Genomic DNA, 25,023 nt, shown 5'->3' with positions numbered 1-25,023 from the left:
AAAATGTATTTTTAGTTGATTAATTTTCTAATTCTTTCTGAAATAAATTACGAACATCTTCCACGTACGTATCTATATTTTTTGGTTTCCATTCAGAAGTATCTACAGGATCTAAAACAACCACTTCTATATGCGTTGGTTTAAACATTTTACTTCCTTTTGGCATTGCCATATATGCGTTTTTAATTACAATTGGTATAATTGGAACTCCACCTTTCATTGCTAAATGAAACGCACCTTTTTTAAATTTCCCTAAAGTTTTAGTTCCACTTCTGGTTCCTTCTGGCGCAATTACTATAGAAATTCCATCTTTTAAAGCTTGTACAGCAGGTTTCATGGCTGCAATTGCTTTTGTTTTGTCAGATCTGTCGATAAAAATAGCACCCATAGCTTTAAAAATTGGTCCCATTGGTGTGTATTCTAATTCCTTTTTTGCAACTCCAGCAATGTCTTTTCTTAATAATTTCATCAAAATGAAAAAATCCGCAGAACTTTGGTGGTTGAAACAAAAAACAGCGGGTCTAAAATCTTCTAAATTATGTTTTCCTTTTACTGCAATATCTAATCCAGCCAATTTTGTTCCTAAATCGCCAATACTTGCAAAAGTTGCATTTGCACCTTCTTGTCTCGACATTTTTAAAGTCCCAGTTACTAAGCCTTTAAATGCTGATGGATAAATACTTGCGCCTGCCAAAGCAGTTCTTACGCCATTAATAATTGGTTTCTTTTTAGTTTCTTTAAAACGAAGAATTGGCCAATTACTTTCGAAAGCAACTTGCGACAATCTACTGTCTGGATTAGTTGCAACCGGATTTCCAACAATTTCCATTAATGGGAAATCATCTATACTGTCTGTGTAAAAGAAACTTTTAGATAAATCGATATTATTTAATTTTGCAAACTTTCTTCCAGCTTTCGCTTTTCCTTCTGCCCAACACATTTCACTAATAGAACCTGTGAATTTTCCTTTTCGGATTTCCATCTCTGTACAGTAAATATCAGTAATTCCTAATTCGTTGGCAATTGGAGTTACTTGATAACGTGTTGCTGCAGAAATAATAACAACTTGATGTCCTTTTTCTAAATGTGATGCTATTAATGCTCTAGATTCTGGATAAATTGTATTTGCTAAATGATTTGCATACACTTCTTCACCTAAATCGTAAAAATCTTTTTCTTTGATTCCTTTTACACCAGATGCAGAAATTTTTGTTAGAATTTCAAAATCTCTATTTCCAGCTGCATAAATTAATATTGTTGCAAATTGAGAAAGCAATTCTTTGGCGGTAGATTTTCCACTAAATAATCTCGATTGCATGAATTTCTTTGCTGAAAAATCATTGATTAACGTTCTGTCTAAATCGAAAAAAGCAGCAATATGTGGCCCTTCTTCTTGTTTTTCGATTTGTTTAGAAACACTATTTAGTTCTGAACCAGGAACAATTTCTGCTTCCAATTCATTGTTTTGTTGAATGCTTTTTTTGTTGATGACAACTTCTAATCTACGAAGATAATTTAGACGTTCTGTTAAATTGTCTAACAAATCCATCCAAATATCTAATTCTTTAAAATCTATTTTTTTATCAATAGGAGTTAGTTTGCTGTTTTTTGCCAAACGTAAAGCACTTACCAAAAATGGTTTAGAAACACTATCTAATCTGCTAATTCGAGATTGCCAATGCAATTCTTTTCCTTTAAAAAGACATAGTTCTATAAAATCGATATCGTTAAAATCATCTTCTAAATCCCAAGTATGTAAGGTGTGACAAACTACTTTATTTGCTTCCAAATAAATTTGAAGAATTGCTTTTGAAACAAATAACTCTTGTTTCGATAATAATTTATCAATATCTCCTTCTGGGTTGCTAATAATTGCTCTCCAATTTTTGTCAAATAATTCTAATTCAGCTTCAATTTCACTACTGAATTGTGGTTTGTTGGTATAGAAAAATTCAAACTTAAATAAATTTCGAAGGCGCATTATTTCTGTCCAAAAAGATAAAATTCTATCCGTTTTTTCATCTTTAATTTTTACCAAAGCCATTTCTATAAAAGCTCTGTGATACAAATGAGCAGAAGCTATATTTGCATAATAAGTAGCCGTTAAAAACTCATTTTGAGTTAAACTATATTGTGTTTTATAACCTGCTTTGTTTTTCTGAACAATTCCAGCACTTTTCAAAAGATTTAATGCTTTTTGAACAGTAACTGCAATGCTATTTCCTCTGTCTATTAGAACATCTTCTTTTCGTTGTTCTATATAATTCATCAATTTAAAAACACTAAACTCTAACTCTTTTTTGGTGAGTGCAAAACTGCTTAAAAGTACGTTGCAAACTAAAGAAACTGTGGTTACAGGAGTTATCATATTTGCTTTATGAATCAACTCAAAAGCAAATCTTGGCAATGTGTTTTTGTCTGAATAACTGTCTTCTTCAATATCTGGAATTATGGCATTTTGATGCGCACTTGCATTTACAGGATCGCCAAAACGAATGGCTGCTTTCCCAAATTCATTTCCTAATTTTTTAAAATATTTAATAAAAGCAGCAACGTTTTCAGACTTTTTTTCCTTGCCTTTTCCTTCTTCCATCATTTCTTTTACATCCGGAATTAAATCATACACAATAGAAACTGGTATGTATTTAATGTCTTTGGTGCTTTGTTTTTCACCTTCCATAATGTATTTTAAAATCCCCATTTGAGGATAGACAATTTTACCTGTTCTGGAACGCGTTCCTTCAATATTCCAAGTAAGATGATCGCCATTTTCAATTAAAGAAGCAATGTAATGTCTTAATGCAGCTTTGTAAATAATATCGTCTTTAAAACTTCTTCTTATAAAAATTAATCCAGAGTTTTTTCCCAATTGTTTAAATCCTGGAAACGCTAAATTTATACCACCAAAAGAAAACGGAATTGGCATTCCATAACGTGCTAAAGTGCTTACTAAAACAACAGTATCTAAATAGGTTTTATGGGTTAAAATAAATGCAACAGAGTTTTGTCGCATAATTTTCATTAATTTTTTTATTTCTCTTGGATCAATATCTATTTTGTCATTGTAAGCTTTTGAAAGCAAATATTGAAAACCTCTTACAGAAACTGTATTTGCAATTGGATGTTGTTGAGAATATAATTCCTCAATACAATTTCCAGCCGTTTTTTGAACTTCAGAAAGGTCTAATTTTAATTCTTTTGCAATTTCTTTAAGACTATTTTGAAATTCAGCATGCTGAATAATGTTTTGCATTGTGTGTTCCATAATCAATTAAAAAATAGATTTGTGAATTTAGAAACGCCTTTTTGTTCCCAAAACTTTGGAAAAAATAAACTTTCAACTTTGGTAATAATTCCTTTAGGTTCTTTACCAGTAATGTTTTTGTTTAGGGAATTTGCTACAGTTAATAAAACGGATGCATTTGCGCCCATTCCACAATGACTTCCAAAAACTTCAATGTTTTTGATGTCACTTCTCAACGTTTCTGCCTCCATACAATGTTTCCAAGGTAAAAGTCCGTCTGTTTTTGTGTAAATACACGTTACAGGAACATTTGGTATTTCCTCCAATTCGTGTATAAATTTATCATTTCTGGCTCTTAAAGTTTTTCCTCTTAAAAATTCTAACATTCTTACCAAAGGTGTTTTCATGTTTTTAACTCCCCAAACTGGCGAGCCAATAGTAATTAATTGTTCTACTTTATCTGGATATCTATTGGCGATTATTTTTGCGAAAATTCCACCACCAGACCAACCTACAAGACTTACTTTTTCTTGATGTTTCTCGAAAATTTCATCTAATTTTTCGATCAATTTTGGTAAATATTTAGAGTTGATCATATTTACACCCAATTCCCATTTATAGGTTTTAAAACCAACAGATTTTAAATAATTACGTACAAAAGTTGTAGAAACATCATTACCTAAATATGGAGGCATTAATAAAACAGGTTTGTTTTTGCTGGCTTTGTGCTTTGGAATAAAAGGATAAATACCAAACATGGTTACCCATTCAATAGCAGATCTTGTTTCTAATAAGGCATTGAATAGAGGAGGAGCATCAATTTTTGTATTGATATTATCAATCTGATTTTTAAAGGTCAATAAAATTCTTGCAGAAATAGTATCTGTTCCTTTTTTTGTCGCTTTTATTTTATCAATTCTTTCTAAAACAATAATTAAAGTGACATAATCTCTATCAGGCCCAAAATCTTCACAGACTGAAATACAGTCTTTTAATAATGAGTCTACATCTTTTCTGATTAATTTTTTACTGTCAATTAGACCAACAATCATTTTTTCAAAAGGATGTAATTCAAACTTTTGAATAACTATTTCTTTGGCTTTTTTTAATGTTATTCCTTTAGACATTGCAACTTTTAAAGCCAATTTGGTAAATGATGTATAGAGTGTTTTGTTGTTTTCCATGTTTTGAGTTTTAGACTTTCGTCCTTTTTTCTAACCAATTAATTACATCTTGCTGAACTTCTTCTTTGTTCACTTCATTCAACATCTCATGTCTTCCTCCTTCATATAATTTTAAAGTCAAGTCTTTAATTCCTGCTTTTTTATAATTTTCTGCAACTCTTTTTACACCTTCACCCATTTCTCCTACAGGATCTTTATCACCCGAAAAAATAAAAATCGGTAATGCTTTTGGTGTTTTCTTGAAAGTTGATTTCTCGTTTATTTTTTTACTTCCTTTTAAAATATCTAAAAAGACACTCAAAGAAAAATCTTCTATTCTGTATGGGTCAGCTTCAAATAAATCGACTTCATTTTCATCTCTACTAATCCAATCTACTTTTGTTCTGTTGGGTTTAAATTTCTTATTAAATTCAGAAAAAAACACCGATTTTAATAGTTGATTGCTTCTTTCTCTTCCTTTAAATTTGCTGATAACTTTTGCGCTATACAAACCAAAAGTTCCCAAACCTTTCATAAAACTGGCAGTTCCAGAAAGAATTAAAGCTTCTAAATCGTCGCCATATTTTGTAACATAATCTCTACTTAATAAAGAACCCATGCTATGACCAAATAGAATTATTTTTTTATTCGGATGTTCGTTTTTAATGATTTCTGTTAATTGACGCATATCATTTATGGCGTCATCAAAATAATTATCACCATCATAAAAACCTAAATCATTTTTATTTTCGGCAGATTTTCCATGAACTCTATGATCGTTTGCATAGACTTCATACCCTTTTTCTTGTAAAAGTTTTGCAATAGAATGATAACGACCTGCATGTTCGCCAACTCCATGAGAAATTTGAACAATACCTTTTAAAGGCATTTTTTTCACTTCCCATTTATAGTAAAAAATAGTTTCCTCGTCTTTAGTTTTATATGTATCTGTAATAAACACCATTTATGCTTTCTCTAAAAAAGTTGACATTAATTTTAAGATTAAATCTGTGTCTTTTTTTGTTCCTGTGAATTTTATTCTTTCTTGAATTATAAGTTCTTCCAATAATAATTTTCCTTTAAAAACATCGTATAAAATAGTATCATCAATTGTGATGACTGTATTTACTTTTGCGGTTTTTTTCTTACTTAAAGAAGGTTCTTTTTTAGAGAAATCTAATGTCCAATATGCAATGGTTTCATTTTGATGAACCTCAAAACTATACACAGCTTTTAGTTTTTTATCTAAATATTTGTTTTCTTTTAAGAACTTTCTAAAGGAATTAAAGAAAGAGATACTTTTAAATTTAATTACTTTAGAAACTGTTTTTTCTTCTTTCTTTTTTAGAATAATTTCTTCTAATTCGTTTGCAGAATCTCTAATATATCTTGAAAATTTATCAGCATCTGGCATTGTTTTCGCATCCGAAGTTGTTGTAATTGTTACTTGTCCATTATAACTAAAAGCAGCAATAATTAACCCAAAACCATCTAAAACAGGCGTTAATCCAAAAATACCAACAATTTTATGACCTTTTAAATAGAGCAAACCTTTTGGTCCAGGAACATTTGTAATTGTAACATTAAAAGGTGGTCTGTGAAATTCTTTAATATTGTATTTACTATACAAACCAGCAGCTAAATTTGCCAGCCCAAAAGGAACAGCATCTGCCATTTTTGCTAAAGATTTTGCTCCAACAGCTTTGTGTCTTGTTTTTCCTAAATTGGTTTGTTCTTGTATATATTCTAATCTTTCAATTGGGTCTTTTATATGCGTTGCAATTCTAACCAACATGTTAGAAATTTGATTGTTCATTTTTTGTTTTTCACCTTTTACTCGAATAGAAATAGGAACATTTGCAACTAAAGGTTGTACAGGTAATTGCTCTCTTTCTTCTAAATATTTACGAATTCCACCAGCACAGATTGCCAAAATAATATCGTTAATACTAACGTCCATTATTTTACGAAGCGTGTTTATTCTTTCGAAAGATAAAATAGCAGTTCCCCAAGTTCTCTTTGGTGAAACAGAGCCATTAAAAATAGTTTTTGGAACAGGATATGCACTTTTTTGAAACGTTCTTTTGTTTTTAAGTTGCGCATTTATTTTTCCTTTCATCATAGAAACAGCAGTTTCGCTAACTAATTTCGGAATTTTTAAAGGGTTTTTAAGAAAACTATAGGTGCTTTTTAAAAGTAAACTCAATTCATCTGGCAAAGGTTCTGGGTCAAATGGTTTTGGTTTTGCTGGTTTTTTATCTTCTGCTTTTTCATCTTTATCAAACAGCAATCCCATAATACCAACACCAGAACTACCATCGACCATTACATGATGTACTTTGGTAACAATTCCTACAGAACCTTTAGGTATTTGGTTAATTTCATCTAAACCTTCAATAAAATAAACGGACCATAAAGGTCTTTTTAAATCTAAAGAACTGCTAAAAATATTCGATGTTAAATCTCTTAAGGTTTTCCAATTTGCTGGATCTGGCAATTTTAATCGATTCAAATGCAAATCAATATCAAAATTTGGGTCATCTGCCCAATAAGGATAATCTAATTTTAATGGCACATTTACCAATCTTTTTCTAAATTTCGGAATTAAATGTAATTTAGAAGCGACCATTTCTCTAAAATCCTCAAATTTTAAAGAGCCTTCCACAATTGTTAATGTAGCAATGTGCATAGGACTTGAAGGTGAATCTGCATATAAAAAAGTTGCATCTTGTCCAGAAATTTGCTCTGCTGAAGTTTCAATTGCGTCTTGTAGAAGCTCTGTTATTACTTTTTTCGCCATTTATCAAAATAATTAAGTTGACTTTTTAGTCTAAAATTGATCAAAAAATTGCTGCTAGAATACCACGCAACTCTGCAAGATAAAGAAAATTCGTTAGATTTTTATTGTATTACTAAAATTACAAAACACTTTTTAAATTGATTTTTTTTACTTGTTGTAAAAGATGTTTTTGTTTGTATATTATTGAAAGTCAATTATATAATATAGTTGTCTTAAGTAATAATTCTAAAATGAAATTTTAAAAACAAAAAAAGTCTCAAAAATTAATTTGAGACTTTTTAATAAAAAGAGCCGATGGAGGGACTCGAACCCACGACCTGCTGATTACAAATCAGCTGCTCTAGCCAGCTGAGCTACATCGGCTTTTTGTTTTAACGAGCGCAAATTAAACACAAAAAATAAAATTGACCTAAAGAAAAACGATTTTTTTTAGCAAAAAAAAACTCCAAAATAAATTGAAGTTTTCTAACAAGAATAATAAATTTTACATAGTGTAAAAGAATTGCTCATTCGCAATCTTTCCATTCTGTACTTCAAAAACGCAAACTTCGTCCATTTGTTGTCTTCCTCTACTTTTAAATGTAACATCGAAACTCATTTTGCTTGTAAAATGATTGTCTGCAACAACTGGTTCAGAAATTTCACTGCTGTGGAATTCCACAACATCTTCTAACCATTGTTTACTTTTTTCGAATACATTTTGTTTTCCGGAAACAACTTCTCCATGAGGTACACCTGGCATTTCTCTACTAACTACATTGTCTGCATATAACTCTGTAATACATTCTAAATTTTTTCCTTCTTGGCACATTTGGCGCCATTTATTGGCAACTTCTAAAGTATTCATATATTTTATTTTTGGTTGACAATAAAGTTAAGAAAATTAATTTAAAGCTTCTTTATAAGTTTTTAAACAACGTTCTCTTGCTTCTTTATGATCTACAATTTCTTTAGCATACGTTAATTCTTGAAATTCTGGAACCCACTTTTTAATATATTTTAAATCTTTATCGAACTTTTTGATTTGTGTTGTTGGATTAAAAATTCTAAAATATGGCGAAGCATCAACTCCAGAACCTGCAACCCATTGCCAATTACCAACATTACTTGCCATTTCGTAATCGTGTAATTTTTCTGCGAAATATGCTTCTCCCCATCTCCAATCGATTAATAAATGTTTGCATAAAAAACTACCCACTAACATTCTTACTCTATTGTGCATAAAACCAGTTTCATTTAATTCACGCATTCCTGCATCTACTAAAGGGTAACCAGTTTGACCTTCGCACCATTTTTTAAACTCTTTTTCGTTATTTCTCCACTCAATTCTGTCGTATTTCGATTTGAAGGCTTCTTTATGAGTTTGTGGAAAATGCCATAAAATCTGCATAAAAAATTCTCTCCAAATTAATTCTTGCCAGAAAATTTCGTTTTTTTCTGCAGTTGCTTTTTTAATCATTTTTCGAATACTAACCGTTCCAAATCGTAAATGTGGTCCCAGTTTTGAAGTGGAATCTTTCGCAGGAAAATTTCTAGTTTCTTCGTATTCTTGAATTAAAGTAGGCCTAACATCGTACTCTTTAATTTCTTGTTTCGATTTAGTAAAACCTAAATCTGACAATGAGAGATTTGGTAAACATGTATTTTTTACCAAGTTTTTTAGGAAAGAATTTGTGTAGTAGATATCTAAATTATGTGTTTTAAATTTTTCTTTCCACACTTTCATGAAAGGCGTATAAACCACATAAGGAGTACCATCTTTTTTTACAACTTCGTCTTTTTCGAAAATTACTTGGTCTTTAAAAGTCTTAAAATTGATGTTACTATCAGCTAATAGTTTCTCTATTTCTTCATCTCTTTCTTTTGCATACGGCTCATAATCTCTATTTGTAAATACAGTATCTATTTTATATTCTTTTATTAAATTTTGATAAATATTCTTTGGAGTTCCATGAAAAATAGCCAAACTACTGTCGTTTTCATCTTGTAAGGTTTTTCTCATTTTTTGCAATTCATCAAAAATAAAGTTGACTCTTGCATCGTCTTTTGGTAGTTTGTCTAAAATATTTTCATCAAAAATAAAAATAGGGAGAACAGGATACTCACTTTTTAAAGCATTGTAAAAACCGATATTGTCATCTAATCTTAAATCACGTCTAAACCAAAAAATATTTATTTTGTCTTTCATTTTACTTGTATTCTCCAAAAAGTTCTGTCAATTTTTTTTGTCTGTATTCAAATATTTCTTCCAATTTTGGTTTCACTAAAAAAGGATGTACCATTTGCCCTAAAATTCCCATAGGAACTTTATAATCTATAATATCTTCCATTTCTACACCACCATCAATTTCTTTGATAAAATGTTTGTGATGCCATAAAGCATAAGGTCCAAAACGTTGTTCGTCTACAAAATATTCGTTGTCTTTTACGTGCGTAATTTCTGTGACCCATTTTGTTTTTATCCCTAAAATCGGAGTAACAATATATTGAATTATCTGTCCAGGATACATAGGTCTGTCTGCTCCTGAAAGGATATCAAAACTCATATAATCTGGAGTAATTGTTTTTAAATTCTTCGGGTTCGATAAGAATTCCCAACCTTTTTCTAACGAAATTGGTAGATTTTGTTTTCTGTGAAACGTGTATATTTTCATCTTAATTATGAATTAAAATATATAGATTTAAGGAAGTTGCAATGCACAACCAAATCATATATGGAAGTAATAAATATTTATAATTTTTTACTTTACTACTCAAATTAAAGAAGTAATAAAATAGGAGGGAAGTGAGTAATGAAATAGTTATCAATCCAAATAACACTAAATGTTGGTTGAAGAAAATATAATTCCAACTTACATTCAATATAAATTGAAGTAGAATAAATAATTTCATTTTCTTGGAATTTTCTTCAGAAAATAATTTTCCTAAATAAATGGAAAAGCAAATCATAATTAACGTCCAAGCAACACCAAAAACCCAACCTGGAGGTGTCCAAGGAGCTTTATTTAAATTGATGTACCAATCTGTCATTGGTCCATTTTCCATAAGCCAATTTCCAATTACCAAACCACCAAAATTGATGATTAAAAATAATATGGTAAGTTTTAGTTGTTTCATTTTAAGAATTTTCTTTCAATTTTTCTATTTCTTTTAAAAGATTGTCCGCTTCCAAATATTTCTGATCACTATCACTTCTATTGATAGATTGAAGCTTAAAACCTTCTTCCATCAATTTTTTATATTTTTCTTGTAATTTTTCTACTGCTGATTTCTTTTTGAAAAGTCCGAACATTATTTTAAGTGTTTAGTGATTTTAGAACTCAATGGTTTTGTAATTGAAAAATAATAATCGATTAATTTTCCTTCAGGAGAAACCAAATATTTTTGAAAATTCCACTTAACAGTAGAACTCTTCTTGTTGTTAAATTCTCTACTTGTTAACCAAGTATATAAAGGATGTTGGTTAATTCCTTTCACATCTACTTTTTCTGTTATTAGAAACGAAACTCCATAATTTACCTCACAAAACTCTTGAATTTCAGAAGCATTTCCAGGTTCTTGTTTTCCAAATTGATTGCAAGGAACTCCAATAATTACCAAGTTTTCTTTGTATTGATTACTTAATTCTTCCAATTCTTTATATTGTGAAGTAAAGCCACATTTCGAAGCGACATTTACAAACAAGATAAATTTGTTTTTGTATTCAGATAAGTCAATAGCTTTATTTTGTAAACTATTGATTTTAATATCGTAGATATTGGTCATATTTTAAATTTTGAAACTGACAATTCCGCAATCTAATTCGAAAATTTGTCCGGAAATAGATGTTGCTTTGTCAGAAATTAAGAAAGTTGCCAAATCTGCAACTTCAGTAGGTTGTAAGTATTTTTTAAGCGGATGACGTTCTGTGATATTTTCTATCATACGTTCATTTCTTAAAAGTTTTGAAGCCAGTTCAGTATCTGTAACTGTGGGTGCAATTGCATTTACACGAATTGTGGGTGCTAATTCTGCACCCAAAGATTTTGTTAAACCTTCCACAGCAGATTTTGCTGCAGCCACACTTGCGTGAAAAGGCATACCTAATTTGGCGGCAACTGTGCTAAATAATAAAATATTTGGGTTGTTTCCTTTTTTTAGTGAAGGTAAATAATGTTGAATCGCTTTTACAGCACCAACAACATTAATTTCGAAATCGTTTCTAAAATCTTCTAACTTTAACCTCGAAATTGGTTTTAAGTTAATGCTTCCAGGACAGTATATTAAAGCGTCTATTTCTTCAATTTCTGGTAAAGCATCTTCTAAAATATTGCAGTTATAATGAGTAAGATTAGTGTGAGGCTGCAAAGGAGCAGATCTGCTTATGTTTATAATTGAGTTTTCTTCAACTAAAGCAGTTACAATTGCATTTCCAATTCCTTTGCTTCCTCCAATAACTAATATTTTTCTCATAGTGCTTTTAAGGTCTTCCTTTCAAGCGCTTTTCAATTTTTTGTTTTACAACTGTTAAGCGCTTCATCAAATCCATTAATTCTGGATCTTTTTCTTTTTTATATTCTTCGTTAAGCTCTAATACTAAAGCTTTTACTTCTCTTGATGCTAAAATTCTATCACTTGTAGTTTTAAATGAGAATTTTCTTGTCTCAAATTCTACTGCCTTTTCTTTTAATGTCATTATCTTGTATATTCGATTTTTTATCTAATTTTCGAATATAATTATAATTGTTAGAAAAGCAAGTGAAAAGTCAATTTATTATGCAGTTAAAGGTTTTCCCTTTAAACGTTTCTCAATTCTTTGCTTTATTACAGTAAGACGTTTCATGATATCCATAATCTTTTCGTCTTTATTTTCTTTGTAAATTTCGTTTAAACTTAAGACCAAATCTTTTGCTTCTCTTGCGGCCATAATACGATCGCTTGTTGTTGGGAATCTCATTTTTCTTGTCTCGAATTCCAAGGCTTTTTCTATTAATTCCTTCATAATTAGTAATTTAATGTATTTTGTAATTCTGCTATTTTTTCTTGATTTTGGAATTTACCTCCAAAATAAGAGGTGACAGTAGAAGAAGTATCATCTTTAATTCCCCTTGAAGAAACACATAAATGTTTTGCATCAATTATTACTGCAACATCTTCTGTATTTAAAATTCCTTTTAATTCTTCCGCAATTTGGTTTGTTAATCTTTCTTGAACTTGCGGTCTTTTTGCATAGTATTGAACGATTCTATTCAATTTAGAAAGTCCGATTACTTTTCCTGATGAAATATAGGCAACATGTGCTTTTCCAAAAATTGGCACAAAATGATGCTCGCAATTAGAATAGAAAGTAATATTTTTTTCCACCAACATTTGGTTGTATTGGTATTTGTTATCAAACAAAGCAACTTTTGGTTTATTGGCTGGGTTTAATCCGCTGAATATTTCATCAATATACATTTTGGCAACTCTTTTTGGAGTTCCTTGTAAAGAATCATCAGTTAAATCCAACCCCATTACATCCATTATTTCTGAAAATAAATTGGCAATTTTTTCTTTCTTTTCTTCATCAGAAAGTTCAAACGCATTTGCTTTCATTGGAGTTTGCAAACCAGTAAATAAATGGTCGTCTCCAACTTCTTCGAATGAAAAGCCATTTAATTTTTCTGAAATTTCTTTTGGTATTACTTCTGTAATCATAATTTGTCTTTTTAATGTGCTGTCTTTAAGTACTCTAAACTTAAAAGCAAAGCACGATTTTTATCTTTTTGCTATAGAGTTGTTTGATATTGATTTTTGCCTCGAACACTTAAATCTTCCTTTTTCGAAAGTTCTTAATTTCTCGTGTTTCGTTCTCCTTCCTTGAACTCTTTCTCGCCACATTTTAAAGCTTTTCGGCTTCATTTCTCTTCGCATTAAATCGATAACTTCTTGCTCTTTTAATCCGAATTGAAATTGAATAGCTTCGAAAGTTGTTCTATCTTCCCAAGCCATCTCTATTATTCTATCAATTGCTATACCATCTAAAATCATTTCTTATCAATTTAATTTATAGCGTCATAAAACTCGTAATTCTTATCATTTTCAATTTTTAAATCAACCAACTTGTCGATAAATTTTTTATTTTCTTTTAGTAATTTATTACTTGTAAATTTTATAAAATTTCCTTGTGCGTGAATGCTAAAACCATCTGTCTTATACATGTAAAGTTGATAAAAAGGAATTGCCCAACTGAAATTTTTGAGTCCTTTATTAATATGAACTAAAATTCCTTTTTTTCTGATTTCGATATTTGCATAGTTAATATCAGAAACGACATTCATTATATTTTTGAAATTAGGGCTTACATCAGAAACCATCATTCTTTTAGAACCTACACCTTTCTTTTTTATAGCTTCAAAAAAAGTGTAAGCAGATCCTACTAAATCATTAATAGTAGCTTCTGCATCTTTATTTTTATGTGTAGTATTAAAAATCACACTCAAAGATACATAAAATATATTTTTGTTTAACTAATATTTGTTATCTATAAACAAAAATTAAGAAAGTATTAACAATCAGAGTAATAAGGAAGTAATAAAAGTTCTGTTTTAATAGAAACTACAACATTTTATCTCTGGTTGTAATGGTATGTTTTTTAAAAATTCTACTGCTTTCTGCAACAACATCTGGGTCGTCTTTCATTTTCCAGAGAATTTCTGTTGCTTTTTTACGAGTTAATTTAATGTCTACAATCGTTTTAGGATAATCTGTTCCTAAATGGAAATTATTAAATTGCTCATCTAAAGAAGTCATTAAATAAGGTTCATGAATAAATGCTGTGGGTAAATTTGCTAATTCTGGAACCCATTTTTTTATAAAAGTTGCATCTTCATCATGCTCTTTGCTGTTTTTAATGGGGTTGTAAATGCGAAGCGTGTCTAAACCTGTATCGCCAGAACTCATTTGTAATTGAGGGAAGTGAATGCCAGGTTCGAAATCTAAAAACATTTGTGATAAATGAGTACTTGCATCTTGCCAAGGTTGCCACAGAATATGCGTAAAAAAAGAAACCAATAAAGCACGCATTCTAAAGTTTAAATAACCAGTTTCATTTAAACAACGCATACTTGCATCGACTAAAGGGAAACCAGTTTGCCCATCTCTCCAAGCTTCTTGGTACTTTTCTGAAATGCTTTTCTTCAATTTTTGAAAACCTTTATTCAAACTCGCTTTTTCCATGGTATGTTCCATTTCAAATTTTTGAATAAAATGAGCCTGCCATCTTAAACGTGACGTAAAAGCATCTAAATGTCTTTTATTATTGTCATTTTTCGCCTCATTTGCCTGCTGAAAAATTTGTCTAATAGAAACATTTCCCCAAGAAATATAAGGCGATAATCTGCTACAACTTTCTCTTGCCAAAGCTGGTTTCGAAATATTGTACATATATTGTTTATGTCTTGTCTCAAAGAAGGTGTTTGCGTATTTCCAAGCTGTTTTTGTACCTCCTTTTTGAAATATTTTTGAAGTAGGAGTTTCTAAATCAACAATAGTGAACCCTTTTTTTAAGTCGTTAATTTCTTCAGAAGAAACAAGTTTTTCCGTTTTTAAATTGATTTTAATCTGATTGGAATTCATATATTCTTCCCAGTGTTCAAACCAATCTTCTCTATTTAATAAGCCTCTTAAAATGGCATTATTTTTATTTTCTATCCAATTAATTGAATTATTTCTGCAAAAACGAGCAAAATCTTTATCTCTATTATAGGTTAACAACAAACCCGTTTCTTGATGCGAAAAAACAGTATTTATTTTATAAGTATTTAAAAGCTGATTGAAAGTGGTCGTTACTTCTGAAGAAACGCATATAATTTCCGAATTAAACGCTTTTAAATCTTCATTCAAATCCGTTAAAGATTGTTTTATAAAGTTCCAATGACGCTCACTATAATGCAAGTCGTTTTGAAGTGATTTTTCAAAAACATACAAAAACAATACTCTTTTTTTTGATGCAAAAGCATTAAAAATCGCCTCATTATCTTGGATTCTTAAATCGCGTTTAAACCAAACAACATTTATTTCTTCTCTGTTACTCATTGTCTAATTGATTTAAAAATAATTTTGCATTTTCGAAATGTGCTTCTTTTTTATCTTGATTCATTTTGTCGAAAGTTCTTATTAGCATGCCCAATCTTGGGTTGCTTAAAAAGAAATCTCTGTGTTTGTCCATAAAAGTCCAAAACAAACCATCCCAAGTTTTTTGCCAATCGCCTTTTTTGTAATTACTCATTTTCATGATGTAATTACTGCTACTTATGTAGGGTTTTGTGCTCATTAAACCACCATCTGCAAATAAACTCATTCCATAAACATTAGGCACCATTACCCAATCGTAAGCATCAATAAAAAGTTCCATAAACCATTGGTAAACTTCATCTGGGTCAAATTCGCACAACACCATAAAATTTCCTAAAATCATTAAACGCTCTATATGATGTGCGTAAGCAGTTTTATTTACTTTTTTAATTACATCATCTATGGGTTGTATGCCAGTTGTGCCATCATAAAAAGATTTTGGAATTTTTTTACTGAATTTCCAAAAGTTTTTGGTGCGTTCTTCAGTTCCTTTTACTTCGTAAACACCTCTTATAAATTCTCGCCAACCTAAAATTTGACGTACAAATCCTTCTGTGGAATTTATGGGCACATCATTTTTATTCGCAAATGCTATAGCTTGGTCAATAACATATTTTGGGTGTAATAAACCTACATTTATTAATGGTGATAATAAACTGTGATTCAAAAAATGTTCTTCTCTAACAATAGCATCTTCATAAGTGCCAAATTCGTGAAAACGGACTTCAAAAAATTGTTGTAACCACTCTTGGGCAGATTTAAAATCGATAGGATACACTAAAAAATCGTTTAGTTTTCCGTAGTTTTTAGAGAAGTTTTCATTTACATATTTTGTAGCTTCTTTGTGATATTTATTTTGCGTTGGAAATTGAATTACTGGTGGCGTTTTTGTCTTCGGATATTTCTTTCTGTTTTCATCATCAAAAGTCAACTTACCTCCAACATGGTTTTTTCCATCCATTAAAATATCTCTATTTTTTCTTTCACTTTTATAAAATGAAGTCTGGAAAAATTTCTTTTTTGATGGTTTGAAAAATGTGGACAACTTTTCTTTTGTATTGATAAATAGAGAATTATTATACCAGATTAATTTTAAACTTTCTTTAGATTGATGAATATGTTTTTCTAACCAATTATCTGTTGGGTCGATAATATGGATTTCAGAAACACCTTCTTTTGCTAATTTTGGGAGTAATTTTCGAACATCATTCAACTCATTTTTAGCCTCTATATAATTTACTTTTTTTCCTTTTTCGGTTAAAAAATCGGCATAAGATTTCATACTCGCTCTGTGAAAAGCAATTTTTTGTTGATGAAATTTATACTGATTGAAAAACAAATATTCTTCAACTATAATAATATCATCCACCTTACCTAATACTTCAGAAGTTTTAAAAAGTTGATGCGGAAATATAATATGAACAGATTTTTTACTCATTTAAAACAATGTTTTTTCTAACCATAATTTTCTAAACTTATGATTCGCATCATAACGTTCAGCTTGCAATTTTGTGTTGAATTTTCTGTCTCTTGGATCATTTCCAACGCCAGCAACATACATCCAATTTCCATAGTTGCTGTGTACATCGTAATCTAACAACATCGATTCGAAATAAGAAGCTCCAATTCGCCAATCTTGCAATAACTCTTTGGCAAAATAAGAGGCAACATTTTGTCTTCCTCTGTTGCTCATCCAACCAGTTTCTTTTAATTCTATCATATTGGCGTTAACAAAATCATCTTTTGTTTCTCCATGTATCCATTTTTGAATAATTTCTGAATCGGAGTTCCAATGATATTCTTTTTCTAAAATTCCACCTATTTTAAAGATTTTGGAATCGTATTTTAAGGAAATGTATTTAAAATAATCTCTCCAAATTAATTCAAAAATTACCCAATATGTAGATTGATTTGCGCCAAATTCAGCTTCAAATTCTTTAATTTTCCAATAAATTGTTTTTGCAGAAATACTGCCATTTGCCAACCAAGCAGAAAATTTTGTACTGTAATCTGTACCAATCAAACCATTTCTAGTTTTCTTATAGAAAGCAACTTTTTTAGTTTCAAAAAAGTAGTTTTCTAACCTTTCTAGAGCAGAATTTTCTCCTCCAGAAAATGGAAAAGCCGTTTTTTTGTTTACTTCAAAATCATCAAAACCTAACTCTCTTAAACTTGGAATTTCTGTTCTGTTTTCAACTAAATTATTATCCGAAAGTTTAGAAACAGAAGTCAATTGTGGTATTTCAACTGTCTTTTCTAACTTCTTTCGAAACTGTGTAAACACATTAGGAATGTTAGAAAAATCATTTGAAACAGTTTCAGGATGATATAAAAATTGGTCGTAATCTTCAACAAAAGAAATAGTATCAGAAAGGGTGTTTTTTATTAGATTGTTGGTTTCAATTTCCTCTTTTGTCCATTCTTTTTGAGTGTAAATTTTATCAATAGAAAATTCATCACAAATTGTATGTAGTTTGTTTTCTGGAGCATCGAAATAGGTGAGGAGTGTAATGTTTAAATCCGAAAGGTTTTTTTGTAAATCTTCAATCGTTTCAATTAAAAATTTTGCTCTAAACTTTGCTGTTTTTTGGAAACCAAATTCATCAACTTTAAAATATTTAGGATCAAAAAAATAAACAGCAATTACTTTTTTATGATTTTCTGTAGATTCTTTTAAAGAGCTATTATCGTTTATTCGTAAGTTATTACGAAACCATACTAAACCTGTTTTTTCTTGTTTCTCCTGCATTTTTCGCTACAATATTTTACGTCTTCCCAATTCTTCTCCCATTTTTTTCGCCAAGTGAATGGTTTTTCACAGACCAAACATGTTTTTTCTGGAAGGTGCTGTTTTTTCAAAATTACTTGTTAATGTTATTTATCATTCCGTTGAAAACGAACCAATGAAAAGGCATTACAGCATACCAATACAATCTTCCAGCCAATCCATGAGGTCTAAAAGTAGCAGTTTGGTATAAAACACCATCTTCAATTTTAAATTCTAACCAGGCTTCACCTGGTAAAACCATTTCTGCATAGAGTAGGAGTTTCCCTTTTTCTTTATCAGCAAAAATAACACGCCAAAAATCTAAAGCATCTCCAGCATTTAATTGTGTTGGGTGTCTTCTTCCTCTTCGCAAACCTGCTCCACCAAAAATCTGATCTACAAAACCACGTATTTTCCACAAGAAAGTTCCATAATACCAACCAGTTTCTCCTCCAATTGCCCAAATTCTGTTTATTGTTCTTTCTTTGTCTTTTACTTTTCGTTTCTTAAAATCTTTAAAGCAACCATATTCAGGAACATTTATAAACTCATGAACATAGTTTTTTAATTTTCCACTGCTTACATAAGAATCTTTCCAACTAGAAACAATACTATTTTGTTCAATTTTTTTGAAAGCTAATTTTACAGCTTCTTTGTATGACATAGGATTTACATCCAAAATCTTATTAATGTCACTTTTATTTCCAATAACTTCTACACCCATTGAGTTTACTAAAGTACTCGCCAGTTTATAAGAAGTTGACGTAACAAAATATAACCAGTAGGAAGATAATTTGGGTGTCATTATAGGAACTGTAATTATGGTTCTTTTTAATTTCCTAACTTCAGCGAATTGCAATAGCATTTCTTTATACGTGAGTATTTCTGGGCCAAAAATATCGTAAGAAGTGTTGTATAATTCTTTTCTGTCAAGAGCATTGTGTAAAAATGATAAAACATCTCTAATGGCTAAAGGTTGTGTTTTTGTATTTAGCCATTTTGGGGCAATCATTGCTGGTAATTTCTCTACCAAATCTCTAATAATTTCAAAAGATGAGCTTCCTGAACCCACGATTATTCCTGCTTTAAAAGTGGTTAATGCGTATTTTTCTGAAGCTAAAGCGTTTTCAACATTTTTTCTTGATAATAAATGCTTAGACAGTTTTGTGTCGTTTGTAATTCCACTTAAATAAATGGCTTGTTTTAAGGTTGTTGTTTCTGCAAATTTTTTGAAGTTAAAAGCACATTTTTCTTCCAAAGCATGGAATTCTTTTGCAGAATTAGACATCGAATGAATTAAATAATAAGCAATATCAATATCTTTAGGAATGTTATCTAAACTATCTGCATTCAAATAATCTGCTTCAACAAGAATTACATTTTCTTTTTCTTTAAAGTAATTTTCTGCTCTTTTAAAATCTCTAACAGGACAAACTACAGTATGACCGTCATTTAATAATAACGGAATTAATCGTTTTCCAATATAGCCAGTTGCTCCTGTAACGAGAATTTTCATAGAATTTATTGTTGTTTTTTTGGTCTTTGATATGACAGTTGTTTTTTGAATTTAGGAATCGCGTACGTGTCTAAACCGTTAATAGTTGCTACATTTCCTTTTGATAAGTTTATGAGTCCGTCTTTTTCTAAAAGTTTGTCATTAATATATAATTCTTCAATTTGAGCAACCACTAACATTACATCGTTAGAAGGTACATAAATTTCTTCAACAAATTTCATACCCATCTGAACTGGGCTATTTTTTATGAAAGGCGCCTTAAAACTTCCTTTGTATTCTTCTTCAAGATTTGTCATATCAAATTCAGATATTTCTTCTGGATATTTTGCTGAGGTGTGATGTGCATCTTCTATAATATCTTCAAAAATATGATTGATGGTAAAAACACCAGTTTCTTTAATATTTTTATGAGTATTTCTTGGAACAGTAGTTGGTCTTAAAATAAAGCCCAAAGTTGGTGGGTTTGAGCCTAAATGTGTTACAGAGCTAAAAACAGCAACATTCGGTTTTCCTTCTGTGGAAATTGAACCCAAAAGATTGGCAGATTTAAAACCAGAGCAACTGTTTATTAAATTTATTTTATAGATTTTGCCTAATTCGTCGATATCTTTTCTGTTAAAAAATGCCATTATAGAGTTTTATAATTATTGATTTTTACGTCTTTTGCCTTTAAATCGTGCATTAAATTATACAATCCAAAAAAGGTTCTATTAATGTAAATAAAATGCTTAGAACCTCTGTTTCCGTTCATGTTTTTCAACTCTGTACTTTTCGAATATTTTGCGCCTAACTTAGAAAGTTTTCCGAAAAATATTTCATCAGAAAAATCGAAACTTTCTTGGTGAAAAGGTTGTGTAAAAAGACTTAACATTTCGTGAAACATTGCTCTAAAAAATACTAACTCTTCTTTAGAATCGTCTTTTTTTAAAATTTCTAATTCGTATAATTTCTCTTCAAAATATGATGGATTTGCTAAATTTTCTTTTTTAGCTAATTCAAAATATGGCAAATAAAAATCGTTCGGAATTGTTTTCATGCAACCAAAATCTATGACGATTAATTCGTTTTCTGGAGAAATTAAGAAATTTCCAGGATGCGGATCTGCATGTACTTTCTTTAAATTATGAATTTGAAACATATAAAAATCCCATAAGGCTTGCCCTAATTTATTGGCAACTTCTTGGTTTTTAAAGTTGAATTCAGATAAATGAACACCATTCATCCAATCCATCGTAATTATTCTATCTGAAGATAATTCAGGGTAATAATTTGGGAAATTCAAATTCGGAATGTGTTTACAAGCTCCTACAATTGCTTTACTTTGCTCTACTTCTAAAACGTAATTGGTTTCTTCAACTAATTTATTTTCGACCTCTTTAAAATATTTATCGGAATCTTTTCCTCTAATATTAAACATTTTAATAGCGATGGGTTTTACCAAAGCTAAATCGGATGCAATACTTTCTGCAACACCTGGATATTGAATTTTAACGGCCAATTTCTTACCATCTTTTTCGGCTTTATGGACTTGACCAATACTAGCTGCATTAATAGAAACTGAATCGAATTTATCGTAAATTTCATTTGGGTTTTTTCCAAAATACTTTTTAAATGTTTTTATGACTAAAGCTGGAGAGAGTGGAGGAACAGAAAACTGAGAAAGGGAAAATTTTTCTACATAGGCTTGTGGTAAAATACTTTTTTCCATACTTAACATTTGAGCAACTTTCAGAGCACTTCCTTTTAGTGTTTTAAGACCATCGTAAATATCTTCTGCATTATTTTCGTTCAACCTTGCTTTTGCTTCAACTTCTGTTTTAGTGATTTTATCTCCATAATATTTTAAATAATTAACTCCAATTTTAGCACCTGTAGTTACTAATTTGCTAGCTCGTTTTATTTTGGAAGTTGGTATAGAGTCTATCGTTTTCATTTATGCTGAATTTAGTTTAGTATTTTTCAACTGGTATTAAATTGTATTTCTATTCTTTTATTTGAAATTCACTTTTTCTTTTAGGATAAACTTCCCAAAATCGATAATGCTTTTTAACGGCTTTATATCCATCGAATCGAAACGAGCATTAATAGATTTTTCGATAAAAATATCTGTTTTTTCAAAAGAAGCAGAAGTATCATCCAACCAAAATTTTAACGTGATTAAAAGATGTACCCAAGAAGATTCTTTAATAGATTTATTTTGAATTTTCTCTAAAGTTTCTTGCTTTAATTCAATTCTTTCGATGTTTAAATCTTCTACAAACTGGGTGTATTCTTTTCGTAAATGTTTTAAAGAATTTAATTTTTTAATATCCTTTTTACCATTTTCTAAAGCATAAACCACATAACTTCTGTTTGCTGTTAAAACTTCAAAAAATGTAAAGTAGAAGCTTAATAATTTATTTCTTGCATCATAAGATTCAAAATCTTCACTTTTATGTAAAACTTTTAAAGTATGTTGAAAAAACTCTGAAAATATTGCTTCTTCAATTGCTTCAAAAGAACCATAGAATTTGTAGAAATCGCTTTCTTCGAAATTATTTTCTTTCGCAAAACTAAATACAGATTTTGGTGCGTGGTTGTTTTCAAGTACAAATTCCATGTACCAAGAAATTAATTTATCTTTAGTTATATTTTTTTTTCGAGCCATAATATAGAATTTATGTAAAGATACAAATGTTTAACATTATCACATATTTGTTAAACAATAATTTTTTGTTAAATTGAATACACAAAAAAAACCAAGAACATTAGTTCTTGGTTTTTCAATTAATTTGAATTAGTATGTGTCTTTTAGAATCCTGCACCAGGAGCTTCCGGACTTTGCGCTTGCGCTTTCTGGGGGTTTAAAATCATATATGTGCCTAATGCAGTTAAAGCTGCATATTTTCCGTAATTTCCAATTTTTTTAATTGCGTCTTTACGAGTAATTTCTTCGGTTTGCTTGTTTTCTATATTTTTATTCATGATGTTTTGTTTTAAATATTCTCGTAAATTATTCTAAAATTATTTTCTTATCTAACTTTCCGTTTTCTGTTTGTACATTTACCATGTATACACCTTTTGCTAATCTTGGTAGAGCAATGTTGTTTACGCTTGTAGCTTCAAAAGAAGTGTTTAAAACTTGTTTCCCTAAAATATTGAATAAAGAAACTGTTGTTTTTCCTTTTTGTAAACCAATTATTTTTAAGTTTTCGTTACTAGTTTTGTAAATAGAAACGCTATTTAAAATTTCAGTATCAGTGCTTAAAATCGAATTTGTTCGAGCATGAATAAAGAAACGTCCATTTGTTTTAGCATCTGTAACTGTTGCTTTATAAGAGTTTGTATTGTCTAATAAAGTTACTATACTATTTAATCTATCTTCTAAATAAACATTATAACCTTTTGGTAAGTTAGCCGCTTTTGCGGTAAATGTAACTTCAGAATTTATTGCTGCTGTTACACCAATTGGAATTATCATGTTTTCCAAGTCTGAATTTGGTAAAGATTGTACTTGATAATTTTTACCCTGGTTACCATCAACTAATTGAGAATAAACATCTAAACTGTTTGGAATTCCTCCAAAAGTTTCTCCATCCCAACCAATATCGAAACCTTTTGTAGCACTATCTGTATAATAAAATTTCGCAAAACGGTTATTTGTACCATCTGTCATTAAAAGTTTTATTTCTGTTCTTGTAGATTGTGATTTTTTAAATGTATCTGCATTAGGTTGCTGATTAGATTTTGAAAAATTAACAGGAGTTGCTGCTGTTGCTTTTACAAAGAAACCTTGTCCTGGAGCTAAAATGAAATTATCTGTTTTGGTTGTCATCGTAATAAAGTTACCACCTGTTGCTCCTTGTTCCCATACCCAAATTTGACCTTGGTCTAAGTCTGTATTTGCAGTTAAAAAAGTTTGACTACTCATATAAGAAGTATAAGGTACACCTAATAAATTAAATCCATTCCCTGCAGTAGAAACAGTTACACCATTAACATCTGCTGTATTTATAGTTCCAGTAAAAGCAATATTTCCTGTGCTTGCTCTTTTAACTGAATATCCTTTTCCAGAAGTAAATGTTCCTGAGTTACTATCATCATCTTGTAAATAAGTGTATTTTAATAACGAAGTTGGTGCATCATCATCATAAGAAACAGCTAAACCTCTTTTAGTTCCACTTGTTGCTAAACTGTTTGCGGTTGCATAGTCATTATCATAAGATTGCCCTACAACAGGAGAAGCCAATAAATGCCATCCATTTGTGTTTCCACCAACAGCTGTTAGTGTTCTATTATAAGTTACTTTTCCAGAAGAAGTTCCATTAACTTTTAAAGAACCACCAGCACTAATCGATAAAATAGTTTCAGAAATAATATCTAAATTATTAGTTTCTGCACCTGTAGAAGTTCCAATAGATGGAGTATTTGAAGAGCTCTGTATCACTACATTTTCTGCACTTGTTGGTGTAGTACCAGTATTCCAATTAGAACCAGTACTCCAAGTTGTATTAGTATCTCCAATCCAAACACTTGGTGTAGTAGCAGAATTATTAAAAATAATATAATCAAACTCAACAGTATCTGCGTCTGAAGGTCTATTTTGTGTATTACCGGTATTTCTAATAGCAAAATCTAAAACCTCTATATTTCCAGTCCAATTAGCATCTGATGATAGGTCATAAGAATATATTTTAAAATCTGCATCTGATTGAGAAATGTTTAAATTCTCTCCTCCTGTACCTGCTGATGAAGTAAAAGAAAGCCTTACTTGATTGTGTGTAGCTGAATTATTTTTTAGTCTAACGTGTATATATTTATTATTTGTTGCGTCTACTGTTAATGCAGAAGATAATCTAATTTTTGAATTAGCGTTCGCTTCTGGAGTGAAAATTAATTTCCCTGCAGTTGCAACTACAGATGTACTATTTGTAATAATATTGAAAAAATCTGTATGAGGTGCATTACTGAAAGTAAATAGAGCTTTAGAGTCTATGCTAGTTATTGGAACAAATTCAATTTTGTCAATTAACATTTCCTCACCTGCTCCGTAAGTAGCATTATCGTTTTCATTTAATTTGGTATGCACTTTTATATCATTAACAGTACCTGTGTAACCATCATTTCCAGTCATATCAAAAGAATATGTTTTAAACTCTGAGTCATTCGTAGAAATATATAAATTTTCATATTCACGACCAGAACCTCCAGATTTTAAGTTAGAAACACGTAAATAAGAGTTTCCTGATAAATTTTTAACTGTAATTTTTACAATTACATTGGTAGCACTAACATTAGCAGTTGTGCTTGACGAGGTTCCTGAAGACAAAGAAGCTAATCCGTTTGCGACGGTTAAATTACTCCAGCCTTCGTTATCTCCATCTGTATTAAAATTAAAAGTTTGTGCATTAATAGCTAATGAAGCCAAAAAACATATAGTAAGTAATAATTTTTTCATAA

26 protein-coding genes and 1 tRNA gene are annotated in these 25,023 nt (G+C 30.1%); all 27 read right to left on the bottom strand.

Annotated features, from left to right (window positions below; all coding sequences use genetic code 11):
• Window positions 1–19 precede the first annotated feature (19 nt).
• The 27 genes from H9I45_RS06170 to H9I45_RS06040 all read right to left on the bottom strand — a co-directional run bounded on the left by H9I45_RS06170 (window position 20) and on the right by H9I45_RS06040 (window position 25,021).
• On the bottom strand, window positions 20–3,253 hold the full coding sequence (locus H9I45_RS06170) for an HAD-IB family hydrolase (RefSeq protein ID WP_228455066.1): 3,234 nt from the start codon (window positions 3,251–3,253) through the stop codon (window positions 20–22).
• A 14-nt stretch (window positions 3,254–3,267) separates the two neighbouring features.
• Window positions 3,268–4,428: an alpha/beta fold hydrolase gene (locus H9I45_RS06165; protein ID WP_088353203.1), complete on the bottom strand. Its 1,161-nt coding sequence runs from the start codon at window positions 4,426–4,428 to the stop codon at window positions 3,268–3,270.
• 10 nt (window positions 4,429–4,438) lie between these two features.
• On the bottom strand, window positions 4,439–5,371 hold the full coding sequence (locus H9I45_RS06160; RefSeq protein ID WP_088353202.1) for an alpha/beta hydrolase: 933 nt from the start codon (window positions 5,369–5,371) through the stop codon (window positions 4,439–4,441).
• Window positions 5,372–7,207: a wax ester/triacylglycerol synthase family O-acyltransferase gene (locus tag H9I45_RS06155; RefSeq protein WP_088353201.1), complete on the bottom strand. Its 1,836-nt coding sequence runs from the start codon at window positions 7,205–7,207 to the stop codon at window positions 5,372–5,374.
• A gap of 289 nt (window positions 7,208–7,496) precedes the next feature.
• Window positions 7,497–7,570: transfer RNA gene (locus H9I45_RS06150), tRNA-Thr, on the bottom strand.
• 121 nt (window positions 7,571–7,691) lie between these two features.
• On the bottom strand, window positions 7,692–8,054 hold the full coding sequence (locus H9I45_RS06145; protein WP_088353200.1) for a nuclear transport factor 2 family protein: 363 nt from the start codon (window positions 8,052–8,054) through the stop codon (window positions 7,692–7,694).
• A 36-nt stretch (window positions 8,055–8,090) separates the two neighbouring features.
• Window positions 8,091–9,395 carry a cryptochrome/photolyase family protein gene (locus H9I45_RS06140; protein ID WP_088353199.1) on the bottom strand — a complete coding sequence of 435 codons (1,305 nt, stop codon included), beginning with the start codon at window positions 9,393–9,395 and terminating at the stop codon, window positions 8,091–8,093.
• Window position 9,396: 1 nt separating this feature from the next.
• The gene (locus tag H9I45_RS06135) at window positions 9,397–9,861 is read right to left on the bottom strand and encodes an SRPBCC family protein (protein ID WP_088353198.1); all 465 of its coding nucleotides are present in this window, start codon (window positions 9,859–9,861) and stop codon (window positions 9,397–9,399) included.
• 1 nt (window position 9,862) lies between these two features.
• Window positions 9,863–10,324: a TspO/MBR family protein gene (locus H9I45_RS06130; protein ID WP_088353197.1), complete on the bottom strand. Its 462-nt coding sequence runs from the start codon at window positions 10,322–10,324 to the stop codon at window positions 9,863–9,865.
• Window position 10,325: 1 nt separating this feature from the next.
• Entirely contained in the window at window positions 10,326–10,499 is a 174-nt protein-coding gene (locus H9I45_RS06125) for a Lacal_2735 family protein (RefSeq protein WP_140422730.1), read from the bottom strand.
• Window positions 10,499–10,972, bottom strand: coding sequence for a glutathione peroxidase (locus H9I45_RS06120; protein ID WP_088353196.1), 474 nt, complete (start codon window positions 10,970–10,972; stop codon window positions 10,499–10,501). Before H9I45_RS06120 ends, H9I45_RS06125 begins: the two co-directional genes overlap by 1 nt.
• A 3-nt stretch (window positions 10,973–10,975) precedes the next feature.
• Complete coding sequence (locus tag H9I45_RS06115; protein ID WP_088353195.1) at window positions 10,976–11,659, bottom strand: SDR family NAD(P)-dependent oxidoreductase; 684 nt, start codon at window positions 11,657–11,659, stop codon at window positions 10,976–10,978.
• Between the two features lie 7 nt (window positions 11,660–11,666).
• Entirely contained in the window at window positions 11,667–11,882 is a 216-nt protein-coding gene (locus H9I45_RS06110; protein ID WP_088353194.1) for a hypothetical protein, read from the bottom strand.
• A gap of 78 nt (window positions 11,883–11,960) precedes the next feature.
• A complete protein-coding gene (locus H9I45_RS06105; RefSeq protein ID WP_088353193.1) occupies window positions 11,961–12,188 on the bottom strand; it encodes a hypothetical protein in 228 nt (75 codons plus the stop codon).
• A gap of 2 nt (window positions 12,189–12,190) precedes the next feature.
• Complete coding sequence (folE, locus tag H9I45_RS06100; protein WP_088353192.1) at window positions 12,191–12,883, bottom strand: GTP cyclohydrolase I FolE; 693 nt, start codon at window positions 12,881–12,883, stop codon at window positions 12,191–12,193.
• Between the two features lie 60 nt (window positions 12,884–12,943).
• Window positions 12,944–13,216 (bottom strand): TIGR03643 family protein, encoded by a 273-nt coding sequence (locus tag H9I45_RS06095; RefSeq protein ID WP_088353191.1) that lies wholly within the window; start codon window positions 13,214–13,216, stop codon window positions 12,944–12,946.
• A gap of 11 nt (window positions 13,217–13,227) precedes the next feature.
• Window positions 13,228–13,662: a hypothetical protein gene (locus tag H9I45_RS06090; RefSeq protein WP_088353190.1), complete on the bottom strand. Its 435-nt coding sequence runs from the start codon at window positions 13,660–13,662 to the stop codon at window positions 13,228–13,230.
• Window positions 13,663–13,783: 121 nt separating this feature from the next.
• The gene (locus tag H9I45_RS06085) at window positions 13,784–15,262 is read right to left on the bottom strand and encodes a cryptochrome/deoxyribodipyrimidine photo-lyase family protein (RefSeq protein WP_088353189.1); all 1,479 of its coding nucleotides are present in this window, start codon (window positions 15,260–15,262) and stop codon (window positions 13,784–13,786) included.
• Window positions 15,255–16,739, bottom strand: coding sequence for a cryptochrome/photolyase family protein (locus H9I45_RS06080; RefSeq protein ID WP_088353188.1), 1,485 nt, complete (start codon window positions 16,737–16,739; stop codon window positions 15,255–15,257). The genes H9I45_RS06085 and H9I45_RS06080 overlap by 8 nt, the downstream gene beginning before the upstream one ends.
• Window positions 16,740–18,050: a DASH family cryptochrome gene (locus H9I45_RS06075; protein ID WP_088353187.1), complete on the bottom strand. Its 1,311-nt coding sequence runs from the start codon at window positions 18,048–18,050 to the stop codon at window positions 16,740–16,742.
• The gene (locus H9I45_RS06070) at window positions 18,020–18,160 is read right to left on the bottom strand and encodes a DUF2256 domain-containing protein (protein ID WP_088353186.1); all 141 of its coding nucleotides are present in this window, start codon (window positions 18,158–18,160) and stop codon (window positions 18,020–18,022) included. Before H9I45_RS06070 ends, H9I45_RS06075 begins: the two co-directional genes overlap by 31 nt.
• 2 nt (window positions 18,161–18,162) lie before the next feature.
• A complete protein-coding gene (locus tag H9I45_RS06065; protein WP_088353185.1) occupies window positions 18,163–19,584 on the bottom strand; it encodes an SDR family oxidoreductase in 1,422 nt (473 codons plus the stop codon).
• Between the two features lie 5 nt (window positions 19,585–19,589).
• Entirely contained in the window at window positions 19,590–20,213 is a 624-nt protein-coding gene (locus H9I45_RS06060; RefSeq protein ID WP_088353184.1) for a flavin reductase family protein, read from the bottom strand.
• Window positions 20,213–21,517 carry an ABC1 kinase family protein gene (locus H9I45_RS06055; protein ID WP_088353183.1) on the bottom strand — a complete coding sequence of 435 codons (1,305 nt, stop codon included), beginning with the start codon at window positions 21,515–21,517 and terminating at the stop codon, window positions 20,213–20,215. Before H9I45_RS06055 ends, H9I45_RS06060 begins: the two co-directional genes overlap by 1 nt.
• A 57-nt stretch (window positions 21,518–21,574) precedes the next feature.
• Window positions 21,575–22,231, bottom strand: a complete 657-nt coding sequence (locus H9I45_RS06050) for a TetR family transcriptional regulator C-terminal domain-containing protein (protein ID WP_088353182.1) — start codon at window positions 22,229–22,231, stop codon at window positions 21,575–21,577.
• A gap of 143 nt (window positions 22,232–22,374) precedes the next feature.
• Complete coding sequence (locus H9I45_RS06045) at window positions 22,375–22,548, bottom strand: hypothetical protein (RefSeq protein WP_176397532.1); 174 nt, start codon at window positions 22,546–22,548, stop codon at window positions 22,375–22,377.
• 28 nt (window positions 22,549–22,576) lie between these two features.
• Window positions 22,577–25,021 (bottom strand): T9SS type A sorting domain-containing protein, encoded by a 2,445-nt coding sequence (locus H9I45_RS06040; protein WP_088353181.1) that lies wholly within the window; start codon window positions 25,019–25,021, stop codon window positions 22,577–22,579.
• Window positions 25,022–25,023 lie beyond the last annotated feature (2 nt).

The organism is Polaribacter haliotis, from assembly GCF_014784055.1.
In the GTDB taxonomy this organism is placed as follows: domain Bacteria; phylum Bacteroidota; class Bacteroidia; order Flavobacteriales; family Flavobacteriaceae; genus Polaribacter; species Polaribacter haliotis.
This window is presented reverse-complemented; position numbering and strand designations above follow the sequence as displayed.

Coding starts and splice junctions, on each gene's coding strand:
- H9I45_RS06170 (WP_228455066.1), bottom strand. CDS start 3,253: ATGCAAAACATTATTCAGCATGCTGAATTTCAAAATAGTCTTAAAGAA.
- H9I45_RS06165 (WP_088353203.1), bottom strand. CDS start 4,428: ATGGAAAACAACAAAACACTCTATACATCATTTACCAAATTGGCTTTA.
- H9I45_RS06160 (WP_088353202.1), bottom strand. CDS start 5,371: ATGGTGTTTATTACAGATACATATAAAACTAAAGACGAGGAAACTATT.
- H9I45_RS06155 (WP_088353201.1), bottom strand. CDS start 7,207: ATGGCGAAAAAAGTAATAACAGAGCTTCTACAAGACGCAATTGAAACT.
- H9I45_RS06145 (WP_088353200.1), bottom strand. CDS start 8,054: ATGAATACTTTAGAAGTTGCCAATAAATGGCGCCAAATGTGCCAAGAA.
- H9I45_RS06140 (WP_088353199.1), bottom strand. CDS start 9,395: ATGAAAGACAAAATAAATATTTTTTGGTTTAGACGTGATTTAAGATTA.
- H9I45_RS06135 (WP_088353198.1), bottom strand. CDS start 9,861: ATGAAAATATACACGTTTCACAGAAAACAAAATCTACCAATTTCGTTA.
- H9I45_RS06130 (WP_088353197.1), bottom strand. CDS start 10,324: ATGAAACAACTAAAACTTACCATATTATTTTTAATCATCAATTTTGGT.
- H9I45_RS06125 (WP_140422730.1), bottom strand. CDS start 10,499: ATGTTCGGACTTTTCAAAAAGAAATCAGCAGTAGAAAAATTACAAGAA.
- H9I45_RS06120 (WP_088353196.1), bottom strand. CDS start 10,972: ATGACCAATATCTACGATATTAAAATCAATAGTTTACAAAATAAAGCT.
- H9I45_RS06115 (WP_088353195.1), bottom strand. CDS start 11,659: ATGAGAAAAATATTAGTTATTGGAGGAAGCAAAGGAATTGGAAATGCA.
- H9I45_RS06110 (WP_088353194.1), bottom strand. CDS start 11,882: ATGACATTAAAAGAAAAGGCAGTAGAATTTGAGACAAGAAAATTCTCA.
- H9I45_RS06105 (WP_088353193.1), bottom strand. CDS start 12,188: ATGAAGGAATTAATAGAAAAAGCCTTGGAATTCGAGACAAGAAAAATG.
- folE (WP_088353192.1), bottom strand. CDS start 12,883: ATGATTACAGAAGTAATACCAAAAGAAATTTCAGAAAAATTAAATGGC.
- H9I45_RS06095 (WP_088353191.1), bottom strand. CDS start 13,216: ATGATTTTAGATGGTATAGCAATTGATAGAATAATAGAGATGGCTTGG.
- H9I45_RS06085 (WP_088353189.1), bottom strand. CDS start 15,262: ATGAGTAACAGAGAAGAAATAAATGTTGTTTGGTTTAAACGCGATTTA.
- H9I45_RS06080 (WP_088353188.1), bottom strand. CDS start 16,739: ATGAGTAAAAAATCTGTTCATATTATATTTCCGCATCAACTTTTTAAA.
- H9I45_RS06075 (WP_088353187.1), bottom strand. CDS start 18,050: ATGCAGGAGAAACAAGAAAAAACAGGTTTAGTATGGTTTCGTAATAAC.
- H9I45_RS06065 (WP_088353185.1), bottom strand. CDS start 19,584: ATGAAAATTCTCGTTACAGGAGCAACTGGCTATATTGGAAAACGATTA.
- H9I45_RS06060 (WP_088353184.1), bottom strand. CDS start 20,213: ATGGCATTTTTTAACAGAAAAGATATCGACGAATTAGGCAAAATCTAT.
- H9I45_RS06055 (WP_088353183.1), bottom strand. CDS start 21,517: ATGAAAACGATAGACTCTATACCAACTTCCAAAATAAAACGAGCTAGC.
- H9I45_RS06050 (WP_088353182.1), bottom strand. CDS start 22,231: ATGGCTCGAAAAAAAAATATAACTAAAGATAAATTAATTTCTTGGTAC.
- H9I45_RS06045 (WP_176397532.1), bottom strand. CDS start 22,548: ATGAATAAAAATATAGAAAACAAGCAAACCGAAGAAATTACTCGTAAA.
- H9I45_RS06040 (WP_088353181.1), bottom strand. CDS start 25,021: ATGAAAAAATTATTACTTACTATATGTTTTTTGGCTTCATTAGCTATT.